General features: G+C 60.9%; 15 protein-coding genes. 5 read left to right on the top strand and 10 right to left on the bottom strand.

Going from position 1 to position 16,159, the window contains the following annotated elements:
• Nucleotide 1: 1 nt before the first annotated feature.
• Nucleotides 2–1,345 carry an NCS2 family permease gene (locus DR88_RS05140; protein ID WP_004149072.1) on the top strand — a complete coding sequence of 448 codons (1,344 nt, stop codon included), beginning with the start codon at nt 2–4 and terminating at the stop codon, nt 1,343–1,345.
• Here the strand turns inward: DR88_RS05140 and DR88_RS05145 are convergent.
• Nucleotides 1,335–2,234 (bottom strand): LysR family transcriptional regulator, encoded by a 900-nt coding sequence (locus DR88_RS05145; protein ID WP_004149074.1) that lies wholly within the window; start codon nt 2,232–2,234, stop codon nt 1,335–1,337. The genes DR88_RS05140 and DR88_RS05145 overlap by 11 nt on opposite strands.
• Nucleotides 2,235–2,417: 183 nt before the next feature.
• Between DR88_RS05145 and DR88_RS05150 the strand changes: the two genes are divergently transcribed.
• Both DR88_RS05150 and DR88_RS05155 read left to right on the top strand, forming a co-directional pair.
• On the top strand, nt 2,418–2,735 hold the full coding sequence (locus DR88_RS05150) for an RcnB family protein (RefSeq protein ID WP_002912749.1): 318 nt from the start codon (nt 2,418–2,420) through the stop codon (nt 2,733–2,735).
• Nucleotides 2,710–3,171: a GNAT family N-acetyltransferase gene (locus tag DR88_RS05155; RefSeq protein WP_025862118.1), complete on the top strand. Its 462-nt coding sequence runs from the start codon at nt 2,710–2,712 to the stop codon at nt 3,169–3,171. The genes DR88_RS05150 and DR88_RS05155 overlap by 26 nt, the downstream gene beginning before the upstream one ends.
• On the opposite strand, the gene apbC is transcribed toward DR88_RS05155, so the two are convergent.
• Nucleotides 3,168–4,277: an iron-sulfur cluster carrier protein ApbC gene (gene apbC / locus DR88_RS05160; RefSeq protein ID WP_032443978.1), complete on the bottom strand. Its 1,110-nt coding sequence runs from the start codon at nt 4,275–4,277 to the stop codon at nt 3,168–3,170. The two genes, DR88_RS05155 and apbC, sit on opposite strands and share 4 nt — an antisense overlap.
• 153 nt (nt 4,278–4,430) lie before the next feature.
• On the opposite strand from apbC, the gene metG reads away from it, so the two are divergent.
• On the top strand, nt 4,431–6,464 hold the full coding sequence (gene metG, locus DR88_RS05165) for a methionine--tRNA ligase (RefSeq protein WP_025862117.1): 2,034 nt from the start codon (nt 4,431–4,433) through the stop codon (nt 6,462–6,464).
• Between the two features lie 114 nt (nt 6,465–6,578).
• Here the strand turns inward: metG and DR88_RS05170 are convergent, their stop codons facing one another.
• From DR88_RS05170 to DR88_RS05180, 3 genes are read right to left on the bottom strand one after another with little or no spacing between them, the layout of a single operon-like run.
• Nucleotides 6,579–7,049 (bottom strand): YehS family protein, encoded by a 471-nt coding sequence (locus DR88_RS05170; protein ID WP_002912756.1) that lies wholly within the window; start codon nt 7,047–7,049, stop codon nt 6,579–6,581.
• 47 nt (nt 7,050–7,096) lie between these two features.
• Nucleotides 7,097–7,816 carry a two-component system response regulator BtsR gene (btsR, locus tag DR88_RS05175; RefSeq protein WP_025862116.1) on the bottom strand — a complete coding sequence of 240 codons (720 nt, stop codon included), beginning with the start codon at nt 7,814–7,816 and terminating at the stop codon, nt 7,097–7,099.
• Nucleotides 7,810–9,498, bottom strand: coding sequence for a sensor histidine kinase (locus DR88_RS05180; RefSeq protein ID WP_025862115.1), 1,689 nt, complete (start codon nt 9,496–9,498; stop codon nt 7,810–7,812). The genes btsR and DR88_RS05180 overlap by 7 nt, the downstream gene beginning before the upstream one ends.
• A gap of 229 nt (nt 9,499–9,727) precedes the next feature.
• On the opposite strand from DR88_RS05180, the gene DR88_RS05185 reads away from it, so the two are divergent.
• Nucleotides 9,728–9,841 (top strand): protein YohO, encoded by a 114-nt coding sequence (locus DR88_RS05185; RefSeq protein WP_002912762.1) that lies wholly within the window; start codon nt 9,728–9,730, stop codon nt 9,839–9,841.
• Here the strand turns inward: DR88_RS05185 and DR88_RS05190 are convergent.
• The 5 genes from DR88_RS05190 to bglX form a co-directional block, all read right to left on the bottom strand.
• The gene (locus tag DR88_RS05190; protein ID WP_004151128.1) at nt 9,816–10,553 is read right to left on the bottom strand and encodes an ABC transporter permease; all 738 of its coding nucleotides are present in this window, start codon (nt 10,551–10,553) and stop codon (nt 9,816–9,818) included. The two genes, DR88_RS05185 and DR88_RS05190, sit on opposite strands and share 26 nt — an antisense overlap.
• The gene (locus tag DR88_RS05195) at nt 10,537–11,484 is read right to left on the bottom strand and encodes an ABC transporter ATP-binding protein (RefSeq protein ID WP_004149083.1); all 948 of its coding nucleotides are present in this window, start codon (nt 11,482–11,484) and stop codon (nt 10,537–10,539) included. The genes DR88_RS05190 and DR88_RS05195 overlap by 17 nt, the downstream gene beginning before the upstream one ends.
• A gap of 16 nt (nt 11,485–11,500) precedes the next feature.
• On the bottom strand, nt 11,501–12,634 hold the full coding sequence (locus tag DR88_RS05200) for an ABC transporter permease (protein ID WP_004149084.1): 1,134 nt from the start codon (nt 12,632–12,634) through the stop codon (nt 11,501–11,503).
• Nucleotides 12,635–12,641: 7 nt separating this feature from the next.
• Complete coding sequence (gene osmF, locus DR88_RS05205; protein WP_004149085.1) at nt 12,642–13,559, bottom strand: glycine betaine ABC transporter substrate-binding protein OsmF; 918 nt, start codon at nt 13,557–13,559, stop codon at nt 12,642–12,644.
• Between the two features lie 136 nt (nt 13,560–13,695).
• Nucleotides 13,696–15,993 (bottom strand): beta-glucosidase BglX, encoded by a 2,298-nt coding sequence (gene bglX, locus DR88_RS05210; RefSeq protein ID WP_004149086.1) that lies wholly within the window; start codon nt 15,991–15,993, stop codon nt 13,696–13,698.
• Nucleotides 15,994–16,159 lie beyond the last annotated feature (166 nt).

Genomic DNA, 16,159 nt, shown 5'->3' with positions numbered 1-16,159 from the left:
CATGACCGATAACACACTTCACTCTTCCGCCCGCGCTAACTGGCTGGAGCGCCGCTTTGCGCTGCGCTCGCGCGGCGGCACGCTACGCACCGAATGCCTGGCCGGGATCACCGGTTTCCTCGCCGCCGCCTATTTACTGGTGGTTATCCCGGGGCTGCTGGCGATCGGCGGGATGGATAAAGGCGCCGCCACCACCGGCACCATTCTGGTCTTCGTCGTCGGCTCGCTGCTGATGGCGTTTTATGCCAACCTGCCGTTTATCGTCGGCCCGGGCATTGGCGGCTCGGTGCTGGTGGGGGTGACGCTGGCCGGTAGCGAAGGGATTGGCTGGCAGACTGGCCTCGGAATTGCCTGCTGGTCGGGGATCCTCTTCTTCCTGCTGACCCGCTTTGGCCTGCGCGAAGTGGTCACCCGCTCGGTGCCGCAGTCGATCAAGCTGGGATTGACGGCCTCCATCGGCCTGTTTGTCGCCGTGCTCGGTTTTCGCAATGCCGGACTGGTGCTGGCCAATGCGAAAACCAACGCCCTGATGCTCGGCGACTTTCTCGCCCCCGGCGCGCTGGTGGCGCTGTGCGGCCTGTTCCTGGCGATAGCCCTGCAGGCGCGTAAGGTACCGGGCGCCATTTTGTGGGCCATTCTGTGCGCTACCCTGGTGGGTATCCCGTTCGGCGTGACTAAACTGCCGACGCATTTTATCGATGCCCCCCACTCGCTGGCGCCGGTGCTGGGACAGGTTGACCTGCTGGGGGCGTTAAACATCGCCTTCCTGCCGTTCCTGTTCGTCTTTTTCGCATCTGAGTTTTTCTCCACCATGGGGACAACGCTGGCGGTGGGCGGCGAGGCGGGTCTGCTGGATGAAGAAGGCAACATGCCGCAGATTAATCGCCCGTTCATGGTCGATTCGATTGCCGCCGCGCTCGGCCCGTGGGTGGGCATTCCGGCGGCGACGGCGCTGATTGAATCTTCGGCGGCAGCGGAAGCGGGCGGCAAAACCGGCCTCACCGCCCTGTCGGCGGCGGTAATGTTCCTGCTGATGCTGCTGTTCACGCCGGTGGCGTTGATGATCCCGAAAGAAGCCACCGCCCCGGCGCTGATCCTGATTGGCCTGAACATGTTCAGCGGCCTGCGCAAAGTGGATCTTGCCAACTTCACCGACGGGCTGCCGGTGCTGATGATGGTGATGATCACCCTTATCGCCAACAGCTTTGGCACCGGGATTGCCGGCGGGCTGCTGTTTTACATTGTGATCAAGGCTATCGCCGGTAAGTGGCGGGAGATCCCGATTGGCCTGTGGGTATTGGCCGTCCCGCTGGTGTATTACTTCGCGACCTTAGTCAGGCATTAAGCCCTTCACAATGTGATTTCACCTCTTCATATAACAAACGCACCGCGGCAGAGAGCTGTTTGCGATGCGGACAAATCAGATTCAACGGCACCACATCCCCCTGATAACGCGGCAGCAGGCGCCGCAGGCGCCCCGCCCGCAGATCGTCGCTGACGTCGAGCATCGATTTATAGGCAATGCCCTCCCCGGCGATCGCCAGCCGACGGATCACCTCGGCGTCGTCGCTCATCACCGTGCCGGAAACCTTCTGCTGCTGAACCACGCCGTCGAGGCTCAGCGACCAGCGGTCGAACGGACGGCCGCGCAAAATGTAGATCAACGCATTGTGCTGGCTGAGTTCCTCGAGGGTCTGCGGTTCGCCATGGCGGGCTATCCACTCAGGCGAGGCCACCAGCACCCGACGATTTTCCGGCGCCACCGGCAGCGAGATAAACGAGGCATCGTCGTTATTGCCATAGCGAAACGCAACGTCCACCGGATCTTTAAACACGTCGGTCAGCTGATCGGAAAAGAGCAGCCGCAGGCGCAGCGCCGGGTGGCGTTGGCGGAAATCGCGGAACAGGGTCAGGAGCAGGTTACGCCCGAGGTCCGACGGCACGGCAATCTGCAACATGCCGCGAACTTCATCGTCCGGGGTCTGGATCTTCTGCAGACCGGCCTCGAGGGTATCGAGCATCTGGGTGGCGTAGGGCAGCCAGGTCTCCCCCTCCGGCGTCAGGCGCAGGCTGCGGGTCGAACGGGCAAACAGGCGAATATTGAGGATCGTCTCCAGACGCTTAATCGCCGCGCTGACCTGCGCCGGCTGCTGCCCGGCCTCGCGCGCCGCGTCGCTAAAACTGCCCAGCGCCGCGGCGCGGACAAATAAGGTCAGATCTTCCAGCCTGAACATGCCGATTCTCCCCTGCTTCAGATTGCTCCCAAAATACGCATCACCGTCGCTGCAACGCAAGCGGCACAAGACTTGCGCCGCGTTTTGCTTACACTTTTTAAAAATCCAGTGCTTGCCATTTCAGCAACGCATCAGGAATGATACGAGGCTGCTATTTTGAGTCCAGGTAATATTGAGGAAACTATGCGTAAAACAAAAATGATGCTTCTGGGCGTACTTCTTGCCACCGCTGGCGCCAGCTGGACGGCTACTGCCGCGGGGATCGATCAGTATGCGCTGAAAGAGTTCACCGCCGATTTCACCCAGTTTCACATCGGCGACACCGTTCCGGCGATGTACCTCACCCCGGAATACAACATCAAACAGTGGCAGCAGCGTAACCTGCCTGCGCCGGACGCCGGCAGCCACTGGACCTATATGGGCGGTAACTACGTGCTGATCACCGATACCGAAGGCAAAATCCTCAAAGTGTACGATGGCGAGATCTTCTATCACCGCTGATCCGCGCAATCTCCACGTCCGCCCCAGCGAGCCAGCGGACTCTCCGGCGCTGCGCCAGATCTTCCTGCGGGCGCGCAGTTTATCGTGGACCTGGCTTCCCGCCGCGGCGTGGCGGCTGGAGGATTTCGATGCCACCACCGCGGATGAACAGCTGTGGGTCGCGGAATGCGACGGCCAGCCGGTGGGCTTTGCCGCCGTATGGACCGCCGATAATTTCCTTCACCATCTGTTTGTCGACCCCGACTGGCAAGGCAAACATATCGGCAGCGCGCTGCTGGCGCAGGTCGAACGGACCTTTACCGCCAGCGGAACGCTGAAGTGCCTGATGGAAAATAAAAACGCCCTGCGCTTCTACCAGCGTCATGGCTGGACCATCGAAGCACAGGGCGCGTCGCCCGAGGGCAGATACTGGCTGATGCGCTCGCCGCGGCCTTAAACGGCGCGGAAGGCAATCTCACCCGGGATCACTTCTCCCTGCCAGTACATCTGGGCCGCCACCCGGCCCGCCAGCTGGCGGTAGATGTCGATAAATTCGCTGTCCGGACGCGCCACCACCGTCGGCGTGCCGTTATCCAGATCTTCCCGCAGCGTAATATGCAGCGGCAGCTGGCCCAGCAGCTGGGTGTGGTATTTCTCGGCCAGTTTTTGCGCGCCGCCGGTGCCGAAGATAGGCTCGTGGTGCCCGCAGTTGCTGCAGATATGCATGCTCATGTTTTCCACGATCCCCAGCACCGGCACTTCCACTTTCTCGAACATCACGATGCCTTTTTTGGCGTCGATCAGCGCGATGTCCTGCGGCGTGGTGACCACCACCGCGCCGGTCACCGGAATGTTCTGCGCCAGGGTCAGCTGGATGTCGCCGGTGCCCGGCGGCATATCCAGCACCAGGTAGTCGAGGTCCGGCCACAGGGTCTCCTGCAGCATCTGCATCAGCGCCTTGCTGGCCATCGGCCCACGCCAGACCATGGCGTTGTCGTCGGTCACCAGGTAACCGATGGAGTTGGTCGCCAGACCATATTTCATGATCGGCGCCATATGAGTGCCGTCCGGCGAGGTCGGGCGGCTGTCTTCAGCACCCAGCATGGTCGGAATCGACGGACCATAGATATCGGCATCCAGAATGCCCACCTTCGCCCCTTCCGCCGCCAGGGCCAGCGCCAGGTTTACGGCAGTAGAAGATTTACCGACGCCGCCTTTGCCGGAGCTGATGGCGATAATGTTTTTCACGCCGTTGACCCCGGGCTGGTTTTTCACCCGCTTGAGGGTTGCGATGCTGTGGGTCAGCTTCCAGTCGATGGCCTTCGCGCCGGTGATGCGCAGCAGTTCGGCGCTGCACTGCTCTTTCAGCGCTTCGAAAGCGCTGCTCCAGACGAACGGCATTTGCAGTTCAATATGGACGGTATCGTCCAGCCAGGCGACATGGTGCAGCGCCTTAAGGGCGGTGAGATTATGCTTCAGGGTTGGGTGCTGGAAATTGGCCAGCGTCCCGGCGACCATCGCACGTAGGCGCTCAGGGGATTTGGCCTGGGATTGCGAATTCATCCCGACTCCTTTGTTGTTTTGAGATGCTTTCAGTAATCACAGAGTTTATCACAGGTAACGATTATCCATATATGGGCAGCCATTTATGGCGCACCCACAGCCCTTTTGGTAATATCGGAAGCCCTTTTTACAACAGAAGATGTAATGCTCACTATGACTCAAGTCGCGAAGAAAATTCTGGTAACGTGCGCCCTGCCGTACGCCAACGGCTCCATCCACCTCGGCCACATGCTGGAGCACATCCAGGCTGATGTCTGGGTCCGTTACCAGCGAATGCGCGGCCACGAGGTCAACTTCATCTGCGCCGACGACGCCCACGGCACGCCGATTATGCTCAAAGCGCAGCAGCTCGGTATCACACCGGAGCAGATGATTGGCGAAATGAGTCAGGAGCATCAGACCGATTTCGCCGGCTTCGACATCAGCTATGATAACTATCACTCGACGCACAGCGACGAGAACCGCGAGCTGTCGGAGCTTATCTACACCCGCCTGAAAGAGAACGGTTTTATTAAAAACCGCACCATCTCTCAGCTCTACGATCCGGAAAAAGGCATGTTCCTGCCGGACCGTTTTGTGAAAGGCACCTGTCCGAAGTGCAAATCTCCGGACCAGTATGGCGATAACTGCGAAGTGTGCGGCGCGACCTACAGCCCCACCGAACTTATCGACCCGAAATCGGTGGTCTCCGGCGCTACGCCGGTGATGCGTGACTCCGAGCACTTCTTCTTCGACCTGCCGTCGTTCAGCGAAATGCTGCAGGCGTGGACCCGCAGCGGCGCGCTGCAGGAGCAGGTCGCGAACAAGATGCAGGAGTGGTTCGAATCCGGCCTGCAGCAGTGGGACATCTCCCGCGATGCGCCGTACTTCGGCTTCGAAATTCCCAACGCGCCGGGCAAATATTTCTACGTCTGGCTGGACGCGCCGATCGGCTACATGGGCTCCTTCAAGAACCTGTGCGACAAGCGCGGCGACACCACCAGCTTCGACGAATACTGGAAGAAAGATTCCACGGCCGAGCTGTATCACTTTATCGGCAAAGACATTGTCTACTTCCACAGCCTGTTCTGGCCGGCGATGCTGGAAGGCAGCAACTTCCGTAAGCCGACTAATCTGTTCGTGCACGGCTACGTGACGGTCAACGGCGCCAAGATGTCCAAGTCGCGCGGCACCTTTATCAAGGCCAGCACCTGGTTAAATCATTTCGATGCCGACAGCCTGCGCTACTACTACACCGCCAAGCTCTCTTCACGCATCGATGACATCGACCTGAACCTGGAAGATTTCGTGCAGCGCGTGAACGCCGACATCGTCAACAAGGTGGTTAACCTCGCCTCGCGCAACGCGGGCTTTATCAACAAGCGTTTCGACGGCGTGCTGGCCGCGGAGCTGGCCGACCCGGCGCTGTACAAAACCTTCACCGACGCGGCGGAAAGCATCGGCGAAGCGTGGGACAGCCGCGAGTTCGGTAAAGCCATCCGTGAAATCATGGCCCTCGCCGACGTGGCTAACCGCTATGTCGACGAGCAGGCGCCGTGGGTGGTGGCGAAACAGGAAGGCCGCGACGCCGACCTGCAGGCCATCTGCACCATGGGCCTGAATATGTTCCGCGTGCTGATGACCTGGCTGAAGCCGGTCCTGCCGCAGCTGGCCGCGCGTGCGGAGGCATTCCTCAACAGCGAACTGAGCTGGGATGCCATTCAGCAGCCGCTGCTGGCGCATAAGGTCAATCCGTTCAAGGCGCTGTACAACCGCATCGAGATGAAACAGGTGGAAGCCCTGGTGGAAGCCTCTAAAGAAGAGGTGAAAGCCACCGCGGCGCCGGTCACCGGTCCGCTGGCGGACGATCCGATTCAGGAGACCATCACCTTTGACGATTTTGCCAAAGTCGATCTGCGCGTGGCGCTGATTGAAAACGCGGAATTCGTCGAGGGCTCCGACAAGCTGCTGCGCCTGACGCTGGATCTCGGCGGCGAAAAACGCAATGTCTTCTCCGGCATCCGCTCCGCTTACCCGGATCCGCAGCCGCTGATTGGCCGCCTGACGGTGATGGTCGCCAACCTGGCGCCGCGCAAAATGCGTTTCGGCATCTCCGAGGGCATGGTGATGGCCGCCGGCCCTGGCGGGAAGGATATCTTCCTCTTAAGCCCTGACGACGGCGCCAAGCCGGGTCAGCAGGTGAAATAACAAAAAAGCCGGAGAGTATCTCCGGCTTTTTTTTGCCCGGCGGCGCTATGCTAGCACGCGCCCGGGGGCAGTCGTTGTAGGCCGGGTCAGGCGAAGCCGCCACCCGGCAAAAAATCATGCCTTCGGGTTATGCACCCGCTGGGTCAGTCCGCGCAGGAAATTGCGCAGAAACTGGTCGCCGCACTCGCGGTAGTTTTTGTGGTCAGGCGAGCGCATCATGGCGGTGATCTCCGGCACCGACACCCGGTATTTCTGCTCGCTCATAATCGCCTGGATATCGTCCGTTTTCAGCGAGAAGGCGATCCGCAGCTTTTTCAGCACCGTGTTGTTATTCACCCGACGCTCCAGCGCCAGCTCCGGGGCCGAATCATCTTTGCCGCGCTTGTCATAGATAAGGCCGTTAAGGAAACCCGACAGGATAATGTCCGGGCAGCGAACAAAGCCCTCTTCATCCTCTTTCGTCGTCCAGGTGTCGAAGCTGGCGGCGGTGGATTCCATAGCGGAGAGCGCGAGAATGCGCACCATATCGTTATTATTGACTTTCAGGGTGTAGCGCAGGCTACGAAGAATATCATTACTGAGCATGAGGGCCTTTTACTGTCGATGATGCAATGGGGCGCAGTGTACCAGCTTTACAGGCCAATCGCCTCTTTCAGGCTTTTTAAATAGCGTCGGCTCATCGGCACCGTTTGCCCGGCGCGCATCAGCAGCTCCGCCTGACCATTCTCCTCCAGGCGAATCTCCTTCAGGTGCGCCATATTCACCAGATACTGGCGATGGCAGCGCAGCAACGGCGTGCGGCTCTCAAGGGTGCGCAGGGTCAGTTCGGTAAAGCCCTCTTTTCCCTCGCGGTCGGTCACGTAGATGCCGCTCATCCGGCTGCTGACGAAGGCCACATCCTCCATCTGCAGCAGCCAGATACGACTGTGGCCGGTACAGGGAATGTATTTCAGCGTCTGCTGAGCATCATCCAGCAGCGACACATCCTGCAGATTACGCTCCTGGCGCAGGCGGGCGAGGGTTTTCTCCAGCCGGGCAGCTTCAATCGGCTTCAGCAGATAGTCAAAGGCATGCTCCTCAAAGGCTTTCACCGCGTATTCATCAAAGGCGGTGAGAAACACGATATAGGGGCGGTGCTCCGGGTCGAGCATCCCGACCATCTCCAGACCGCTGATGCGCGGCATCTGGATGTCGAGAAACAGCACGTCGGGACGCAGCTTATGCACCGCGCCAATGGCCTCCACCGCGTTGCCGCACTCGCCGACGATCTCGATATCGCGCTGTGTCTCCAGCAAAATGCGCAGGTTTTCCCGCGCCAGCGGCTCATCATCGACGATCAATACTCTCAGCATGCATTCTCCTCCAGGGGCAGACGTAGGGTGACACGGGTAAAGCGCTCCGGCTCGCAGGTGACGCTGATGCCGCAGTCGGCGCCAAAACGCGCCCGCAGCCGCCTGTCCACCAGATTCATCCCCAGCCCGCTGGCCTGGGGGTTGGCCCGGTACAGCCCGGTGTTATCTTCGATATCCAGCTGCAGCCAGCGATCGTCCTGGCTGGCGCGGATGGTAATTTCGCCGACGCCAAGATGTTGCGATGTACCATGCTTAATGGCGTTCTCCACGATCGGCTGCAGGGTAAAGGCCGGCAGCTGGTGATGCGCCAGCCCTTCCGGCACCGCCATCTGGATCTGCAGGTTAGCCTGAAAGCGAGCCTTCTCAATCTGCAGATAGGCGTTAACATGCTCGATCTCATCGGCAAGAGTGACAATTTCCGTCGGCCGTTTCAGGTTCTTGCGAAAGAAGGTCGACAGATACTGCACCAGCTGGCCGGCCTGATCGCTGTCGCGGCGGATCACCGCCTTCAGCGTGTTAAGCGCGTTAAACAGGAAGTGTGGGTTGACCTGGGCATGCAGGAGCTTGATTTCGGATTGCGTCAGCAGCGCCTTCTGCCGCTCGTACTGTCCGGCGAGGATCTGCGCCGACAGCAGCTGGGCAATCCCCTCCCCGAGGGTGCGGTTGATCGAACTGAACAGGCGATTTTTCGCCTCATACAGTTTAATGGTGCCTATCACCCGTTGGTTCTCGCCGCGCAGGGGGATCACCAGCGTCGACCCCAGCTTACAGTGCGGATGAATCGAGCAGCGGTAAGGCACCTCGTTGCCGTCGGCGTAGACCACCTCCCCGGTCTCAATCGCCCGTTGCGTATACGAGGAGGAGATAGGCTTGCCCGGCAGATGGTGATCGTCGCCGATGCCGGTAAACGCCAGCAGCTTGTCGCGATCGGTGATCGCCACCGCGCCGATGTCCAGCTCCTGGATCAGCACCTGGGCCACCTTCATGCTATTTTCTTCGTTGAATCCCTGACGCAGGATCCCCTCGGTGGACGCCGCCACCTTCAGCGCCGTGGCGGAAAAGGCGGAGGTGTACTTCTCAGACATCGCCCGCTTGTCCAGCAGAATGCGCATAAACAGCGCCGCACCGACGGTATTGGTGACCATCATCGGCGCGGCAATGCTCTGCACCAGATGCAGGGCGTCCTGGAACGGGCGGGCAATCAGCAGAATGATCATCATCTGCACCAGCTCGGCCACGAAGGTGATCGCCCCGGCGGTCAGCGGGCTAAAGACTTTGTCCGGCCGGCCGCGTTTGACCAGCACGCTGTGCACCAGACCGCCCAGCAGCCCCTCAACGATGGTGGAGACCATGCAGCTTAAGGCGGTCATTCCCCCCAGCGAGTAGCGGTGCAGGCCGCCGGTGAGCCCTACCAGCCCGCCGACCACCGGCCCGCCGAGCAGGCCGCCCATCACAGCGCCGATGGCGCGGGTGTTGGCGATCGAGTCTTCGATATGCAGACCGAAATAGGTCCCCATAATGCAGAAAATGGAGAAGGTGACGTAGCACAGCAGCTTGTGCGGCAGGCGAACGGTGACTTGCATCAGGGGGATAAACAGTCGGGTTTTGCTCATCAACCACGCGATGACCAAAAATACGCACATCTGCTGAAGCAGCAGCAACACCAGATCAAACTCGTACATACCCGCAAACCACACATGCCTGAAAGCGCGTACCATACCCTGCCTGGCGAAAACTTTCTTTGAAGCCCTGCATAAAAATGAAAAATGACGGCCAGGATCACACTTTTTTGCGGCGCGTTGCGCAGCAAACGCGGCAAAAAGCCCGGCGCGGCGCGCTAAACCGCAATTAATGTTTCATTAACACCTGCGCTTCACCGTATAATCCCCCTGTTAACATCAGGAGCCTATTATGAAGCCAGCGAAAATCGCGGTCGTCACTCTCTTCTTACTTATGGCCATCGGCGGGATCAGCGGCGTAATGCTGGCCGGCTATTCCTTTATTGTGCGTGGCGGTGTCGGCTGATCCAGCGGGTCAGACGCTCAAACGCGCGGTCGACGATAATCGCCGCCAGGGCCACCAGCAGCGCCCCCTGAACAATATAGGCGGTATTAAAGCCGCTCAGGCCGATGATGATCGGCGTCCCGAGCGTACTGGCCCCCACCGTCGAGGCAATGGTCGCGGTACCAATATTGACGATGACCGAGGTGCGGATCCCCGCCAGGATCACCGGGGCCGCCAGCGGTAGCTCCACCTTATACAGACGCTGCCAGCCGGTCATTCCCATCCCTTCAGCAACGCCTGACACCCCCGGCGGTATCGAACCCAGCCCGGCCAGCGTCCCCTGCAGCACCGGCAGTATGCCATACAACGCGAGGGCGATGAGCGCCGGCAGCCAGCCAAAGCCCAGCACCGGCACCGCCATCGCCAGCACCGCCACCGGCGGAAAGGTCTGCCCGATAGCGGCGATGGTCTCCACCAGCGGACGAAACGCGCTGCCGGCGGGCCGGGTGACCGCCACCCCAGCCCCCAGCCCGATTGCCGTTGCCGCGAGGCTGGACGCCACCACCAGCCAGCCGTGATCGAGAGTGAGCGCCCAGAAGCTCTCCTGCTGGTAGACCGGCCGCGGCAGTTCCGGGAACAGCCGACTGAACAGCGGCGCGCTGTAGGGCAGCCCCGCCAGCAGGCCGATGAACAGCGCGATAAGCCACCACAACGGCTCACGAAGCGCCTTCATGGCTCATCTCCTGGCGCAGCAGATCGGCAAAATGCAGCGTACCGCAGGGCCTGCCTTCGGCATCGACCACCGGCAGCGTCTCGCAGCGCCGGGCGACAAACTGCGACAGCGCTTCCCGCAGGGTCATGGTGACGGTCAGCCCCTCGCCCGCCAGCCGTTCGTCGGGACGCAAATAGTCCCCCACCTCGCGCAGCGACAGCAGGCGCACGCCCAGCTCGCTACGACCAAAAAAGGTCTGTACAAAGCTATTTTTCGGTCGCAGGAGCATCTCCAGCGGCGCCCCCTGCTGGACCACCTCGCCCCCGTCCATCAGCACCAGGTGGTCCGCCAGACGCAGCGCTTCGTCAATATCATGGGTCACCAGCACAATCGTCCGTCCCAGCAGACGGTGGATGCGCAGCATCTCCTGCTGCAGCGCCTCGCGGGTCACCGGGTCGAGGGCGCCGAAGGGCTCATCCATCAACAGCACCTCCGGATCTGCCGCCAGCGCCCGCGCCACCCCCACCCGCTGCTGCTGGCCGCCGGAGAGCTGATGCGGGTAACGGTCGCGCAGCGTCGCCTCCAGCCCCAGCAGCGCCATCAGCTCATCGATCCGGTCGGCGATCCTTGCCCGCGGCCATCTTTGCAGCTGCGGCACGGTGGCGATATTCTGCGCCACCGTCCAGTGGGGAAACAGGCCGATGGACTGGATGGCATAGCCCATCCGCCGCCGCAGGGTCAGGACCGGCTGCTGGCGAATGTCCTCGCCGGCAAAGCGAATAGTGCCCCGGTCCGGCTCCAGCAGACGGTTGATCATCTTCAGCGTCGTCGACTTGCCCGAGCCGGAAGTCCCCACCAGCACCGAGAAAGCGCCTTCGCGCAGCTCCAGGGTCAGGTCCTTCACCGCCGGGTGGCCGGCAAACACTTTGCTGACCCCTTGAAATTCAATCATTGGCCTCTCCTTTTAGCTAGGCGCCCCACAGGGCGAACAGGGCATCCACCACCACCGCTAGGGCAATGGTCGGCACCACGCCCAGCAGCACCAGATCCAGCGCACTGCTCAGCAGCCCCTGAAAAACCAGAGCGCCAAAGCCGCCGGCGCCGATCAGCGCGGCCACTACCGCCATGCCGACGGTTTGCACGCTGACCACCCGCAGGCTGCGCAGCAGTACCGGCATCGCCAGCGGAAGCTGCACCTGACGAAAGCGCTGCCCGGCGCTCATGCCCATTGCCGTCGCGCTTTCCAGGGCATCCTGCGGTACCTGCTGCAGGCCGGTCACCACCCCGCGCACCAGCGGCAGTAGCGCATAGAGAGTGAGAGCGATCAGGGCTGGCGCCACGCCGGTCCCGGAGACGCCCAGCTCGCCCAGCGTCGGGAAATAACGCGCCAGACCGGCAAGCGGCGCAATCAGCAGGCCAAAAAGCGCTACCGACGGAATAGTCTGGATCACATTGAGCGCGGTGAAAGCCGGCGCCTGCCAGCGCGGACGCCGCCACAGCCATACCCCCAGCGGCAGGCCAATCAGCAGGCCCGGCAGCAGGGTGCCGAACAGCAGAAGCAGATGCTGGCGCAGGGCGTCATCAAATACCTCCTGACGGTTGGCATACTCCTTCAGCAAGGAGAGCTGATCGAGCGCCCCGATAGCGAGCAGGATGATGGGCAACAGCCAGACTTGCGCATTGAGCAGCCAGCGCCAGAGCGGCCGGACGGTGAGATGACGGATGGCCTCGCTGGCCAGCAGCAGACAAAGCGCCAGCGACAACCACAGGCCGCTGCCGGGCGAGGTGCGCGCCAGCGGCGAGCCGTGGCGGGAGAGCTCAAGCGCCGCCTGGCCGCTGCCCCAGATAAGCAGCGGGAAGATCAGTTCGGCCAGCAGCAGGTGGAGAAACGGCACGATCCTGCCCGGCAGCCAGCAGAGCAGCATCCCGGCAAGGGCCGCCGCCAGCTGAACGCCGGCGAGCCAGGGCAGCGCCTGCCACAGCCCGCGCCCTTCCCCGGAGAGTAAGCGATTCGGCGCATAAGTGACAAACGGCAGCGCCAGCGTAACCAGCAGCAGACCTGTCAGCAGCAGGCCGACGCGGTGAGTACAGCGAATGGTCACCGGTGGCTTACTTCAGCAGGCCTTTCTGCTGCAGATAATCTGCCGCCACGCGCTTCGCATCCTGGCCCTCCACCGCAATGCGGGCGTTCAGCTGCTGCAGCGTTTTTTCATCGAGGCTGGCGAAGACCGGCTGCAGCCAGTCGGCGATCTTCGGGTAGGCCTTGAGCACCGCCTCGCGCACCACCGGCGTCGGGGCATATATCGGCTGCACGCCCTGCGGGTCGCTCAGCGTCTGTAACCCCAGGGCCGCCACCGGGCCATCGGTGCCGTAGGCCATCGCCGCGTTAACGCCGGAGGTCTGTTGCGCCGCCGCTTTGATGGTCACCGCCGTATCGCCCCCGGCCAGCGACAGCAGCTGGTTCTGGTTGAGGTTGAAGCCATACGCTTTTTCAAACGCCGGCAGCGCGTCCGGGCGCTCAATAAATTCCGCCGAAGCCGCCAGCTTAAATTCGCCGCCCTGCTTCAGGTAGCGACTGAGGTCGGCCAGCGAGGTCAGCTTATTTTTCTCCGCCAGGTCCTGGCGCACAGCGATAGTCCAGGTGTTGTTGGCCGGCGCCGGGGTGAGCCATACCAGCTGATGTTTCTCCTGATCGAGGCGCTTCACCTTCTCATAGCCCTGTTGGGCATTCTTCCACGCCGGGTCGTTTTCATCTTTGAAGAAGAAGGCGCCATTGCCGGTATATTCCGGGTAGATATCCAGCTCGCCGGCGACAATCGCCCCGCGCACCACCGGCGTGGTGCCGAGCTGGATTTTATTAATCGTTTTTACGCCGTGGCTTTCCAGCACCTGCTGGATCATATTGCCCAGCAGCGCGCCTTCGGTATCAATTTTCGAGCCGACCTTCACCGGCTCCGCCGCCTGCAGCGGTAAACTTATCAGGGCGGCCAGCGCCAGCGCGCCGGACCATGTCGTTGCCATCTTCATCCCGCTTCCCTCAGTTCTTTTGCGCTTCGCTTACAGAAGCTTAAGAGAAAAGCGTAGCCCATTTGCCAGCGATGCGAAAAAGAAAAGGCCGATTAATCGGCCTTTAAAGCGTGACGTTGGACTTAAGAGCGATGCCTTACAGCAGCTCAAACTCGCTCTGCTTCACGCGGGCGGAGTCCACGCCGATAAAGACATTGAATTTGCCCGGCTCAGCAACGTATTTCATCTGCTGATTCCAGAACTTCAGCGCGTCGACGTCGATTGGGAAGCTAACGGTTTGCGTTTCGCCCGGTTTGAGGGTGACCTTTTTAAAGCCGCGCAGCATTTTCACCGGCCGGCTCATGGAGGCGGTGACGTCCTGCAGGTAGAGCTGGAGCACCGTCGCCCCTTCGCGATTGCCGGTGTTGGTCACCTGCACGCTGGCGGTCACGCTGCCGTCGCGCGGCATGGTGGCCGACGACATGTTGACATCGGAGACGCTAAAGGTGGTGTAGCTCAGGCCGTAACCAAACGGATACAGCGGGCCATTGGCTTCATCGAAGTAACGCGAGGTGTACTTGTTCGGCTTCTCCGGATTATACGGCCGGCCGGTATTCAGGTGGCTGTAGTAGGTTGGGATCTGGCCCACCGAGCGCGGGAAAGACATCGGCAGCTTGCCCGACGGGTTGTAGTCGCCAAACAGCACGTCGGCGATGGCGTGGCCGCCTTCGGTGCCAGCAAACCAGGTCTCCAGCAGCGCATCGGCTTGCTGATCCTCTTTCACCAGCGCCAGCGGACGCCCGTTCATCAGCACCAGCACCAGCGGTTTGCCGGTGGCTTTAAGAGCGGCAATCAGATTGCGCTGGCTCTGCGGCAGGGTGATATCGGTCCGGCTGGAGGCCTCATGCGCCATGCCCTGCGCCTCGCCCACCACGGCGACCACCACATCGGATTGCTTCGCCGCCGCGACCGCTTCGTCGATCATTTCCTGCGGCGAGCGTGGGTCAACCTGCACCGCGTTCTCATACAAATTGAGGAAATCGACAATGCCTTTGTCATCGGTAACGTTCGCCCCTTTGGCGTAAATCACTTTGCCGTTATCGCCCAGCGCTTCTTTGATGCCGGTCAGGACGGTCACCGACTGGTCGGCCACCCCGGCCGCGGACCAGCTGCCCATCATGTCGCGCTTGCTGTCCGCCAGCGCGCCCACCACCGCGATAGTGCCGGATTTTTTCAGCGGCAGCGTATCAAGACGGTTTTTCAGCAGCACCAGGCTCTCGCGAGCCACTTCGCGCGCCTCTTTACGATGCAGACGACTTTCCGCATTGGTGTCCTGCGGGTCAGAATCTTTCGGTCCCAGGTGGCTGTAGGGATCGTTGAACAGTCCCATATCATATTTCACGTTGAGCACGTGTCGGGTGGCATCATCCAGCTCGGCCATGGTCACCTTGCCGGACTTCACCAGCCCCGGCAGGTACTTGCTGTAATACTCGTCGCTCATGCTCATGTTGATGCCGGACTTCAGCGCTACGCGCACCGCGTCTTCCGGGTCGGAGGCCACGCCGTGCTTAATCAACTCTTTGATGGCGCCGTGGTCGGAAACGGTGATGCCTTTAAAGCCCCATTGGTCGCGCAGGACGTCTTTCAGCAGCCAGGAATCAGAGGTCGCCGGGGTGCCGTTCAGCGAGTTCAGGGCTACCATCACCGCGCCGCTGCCGGCATCAAGCCCGGCTTTATACGGCGGCATATAGTCGTTGAACAGGCGCTGCGGGCTCATGTCGACCGTATTGTACTCTTTCCCGCCCTCCACCGCGCCGTAGGCGGCGAAATGCTTGACGCTGGTCATCACCGAATAGCGGTCCGCCGGGCTCTTACCCTGCATCGACTCCACCATCGCCTGGCCCATCATCGTGGTCAGATAGGTGTCTTCCCCGAACCCTTCGGAAGCGCGTCCCCAGCGCGGGTCGCGGGAGACGTCGACCATCGGCGCCCAGGTCATGTTCAACCCGTCATCGGCAGCTTCATAAGCTGACACGCGGCCCACGGTCTTCACCGCATCAAGGTTAAACGACGAGGCCAGGCCGAGGCTTATCGGAAACACGGTGCGCTGACCGTGCAGCACATCGTAGGCAAAGAACAGCGGGATCTTCAGGCGGCTAAGCTGCATCACCTGATCCTGCATTGCACGGATATCCGGGCGGGTAACGGTGTTAAAAATCGCCCCCACCTGACCGTTCTTGATCATTTCACGGATCGCCTCTTTCGGGTTATCCGGGCCAACGCTTATCAGACGCAGCTGGCCGATTTTCTCGTCCACCGTCATTTTTTTCAGCAGGTCGGTGACAAAGGCATCCCGCGCCTGCGGGGTCAGGGGGTGGTTACCAAACAGTTCATCCGCCAGCGCGGGTTGCAGCGCCAGACTCACGGCGACGCCTACAGTGCAGAGCCATTTCATTGTTATCTCGCTTTATCTCAGACGGGGACTCGGTAAAACATAATAAAAACCGCAGTTTGCCATATATATAAACAACGCGCCCGCAGAATGCTAAGGTTCTTCTCTGATTTTTGCGAAACATTCATGCATCAAATTGTCATACAAAGCGCTATGCTTATCCTCGATA

The sequence above is a fragment of the Klebsiella pneumoniae genome (assembly GCF_000742135.1).
Classification (GTDB): domain Bacteria; phylum Pseudomonadota; class Gammaproteobacteria; order Enterobacterales; family Enterobacteriaceae; genus Klebsiella; species Klebsiella pneumoniae.
The sequence above is the reverse complement of the archived record's forward strand: the minus strand, read 5'-3'. Positions and strand labels throughout refer to the sequence as shown.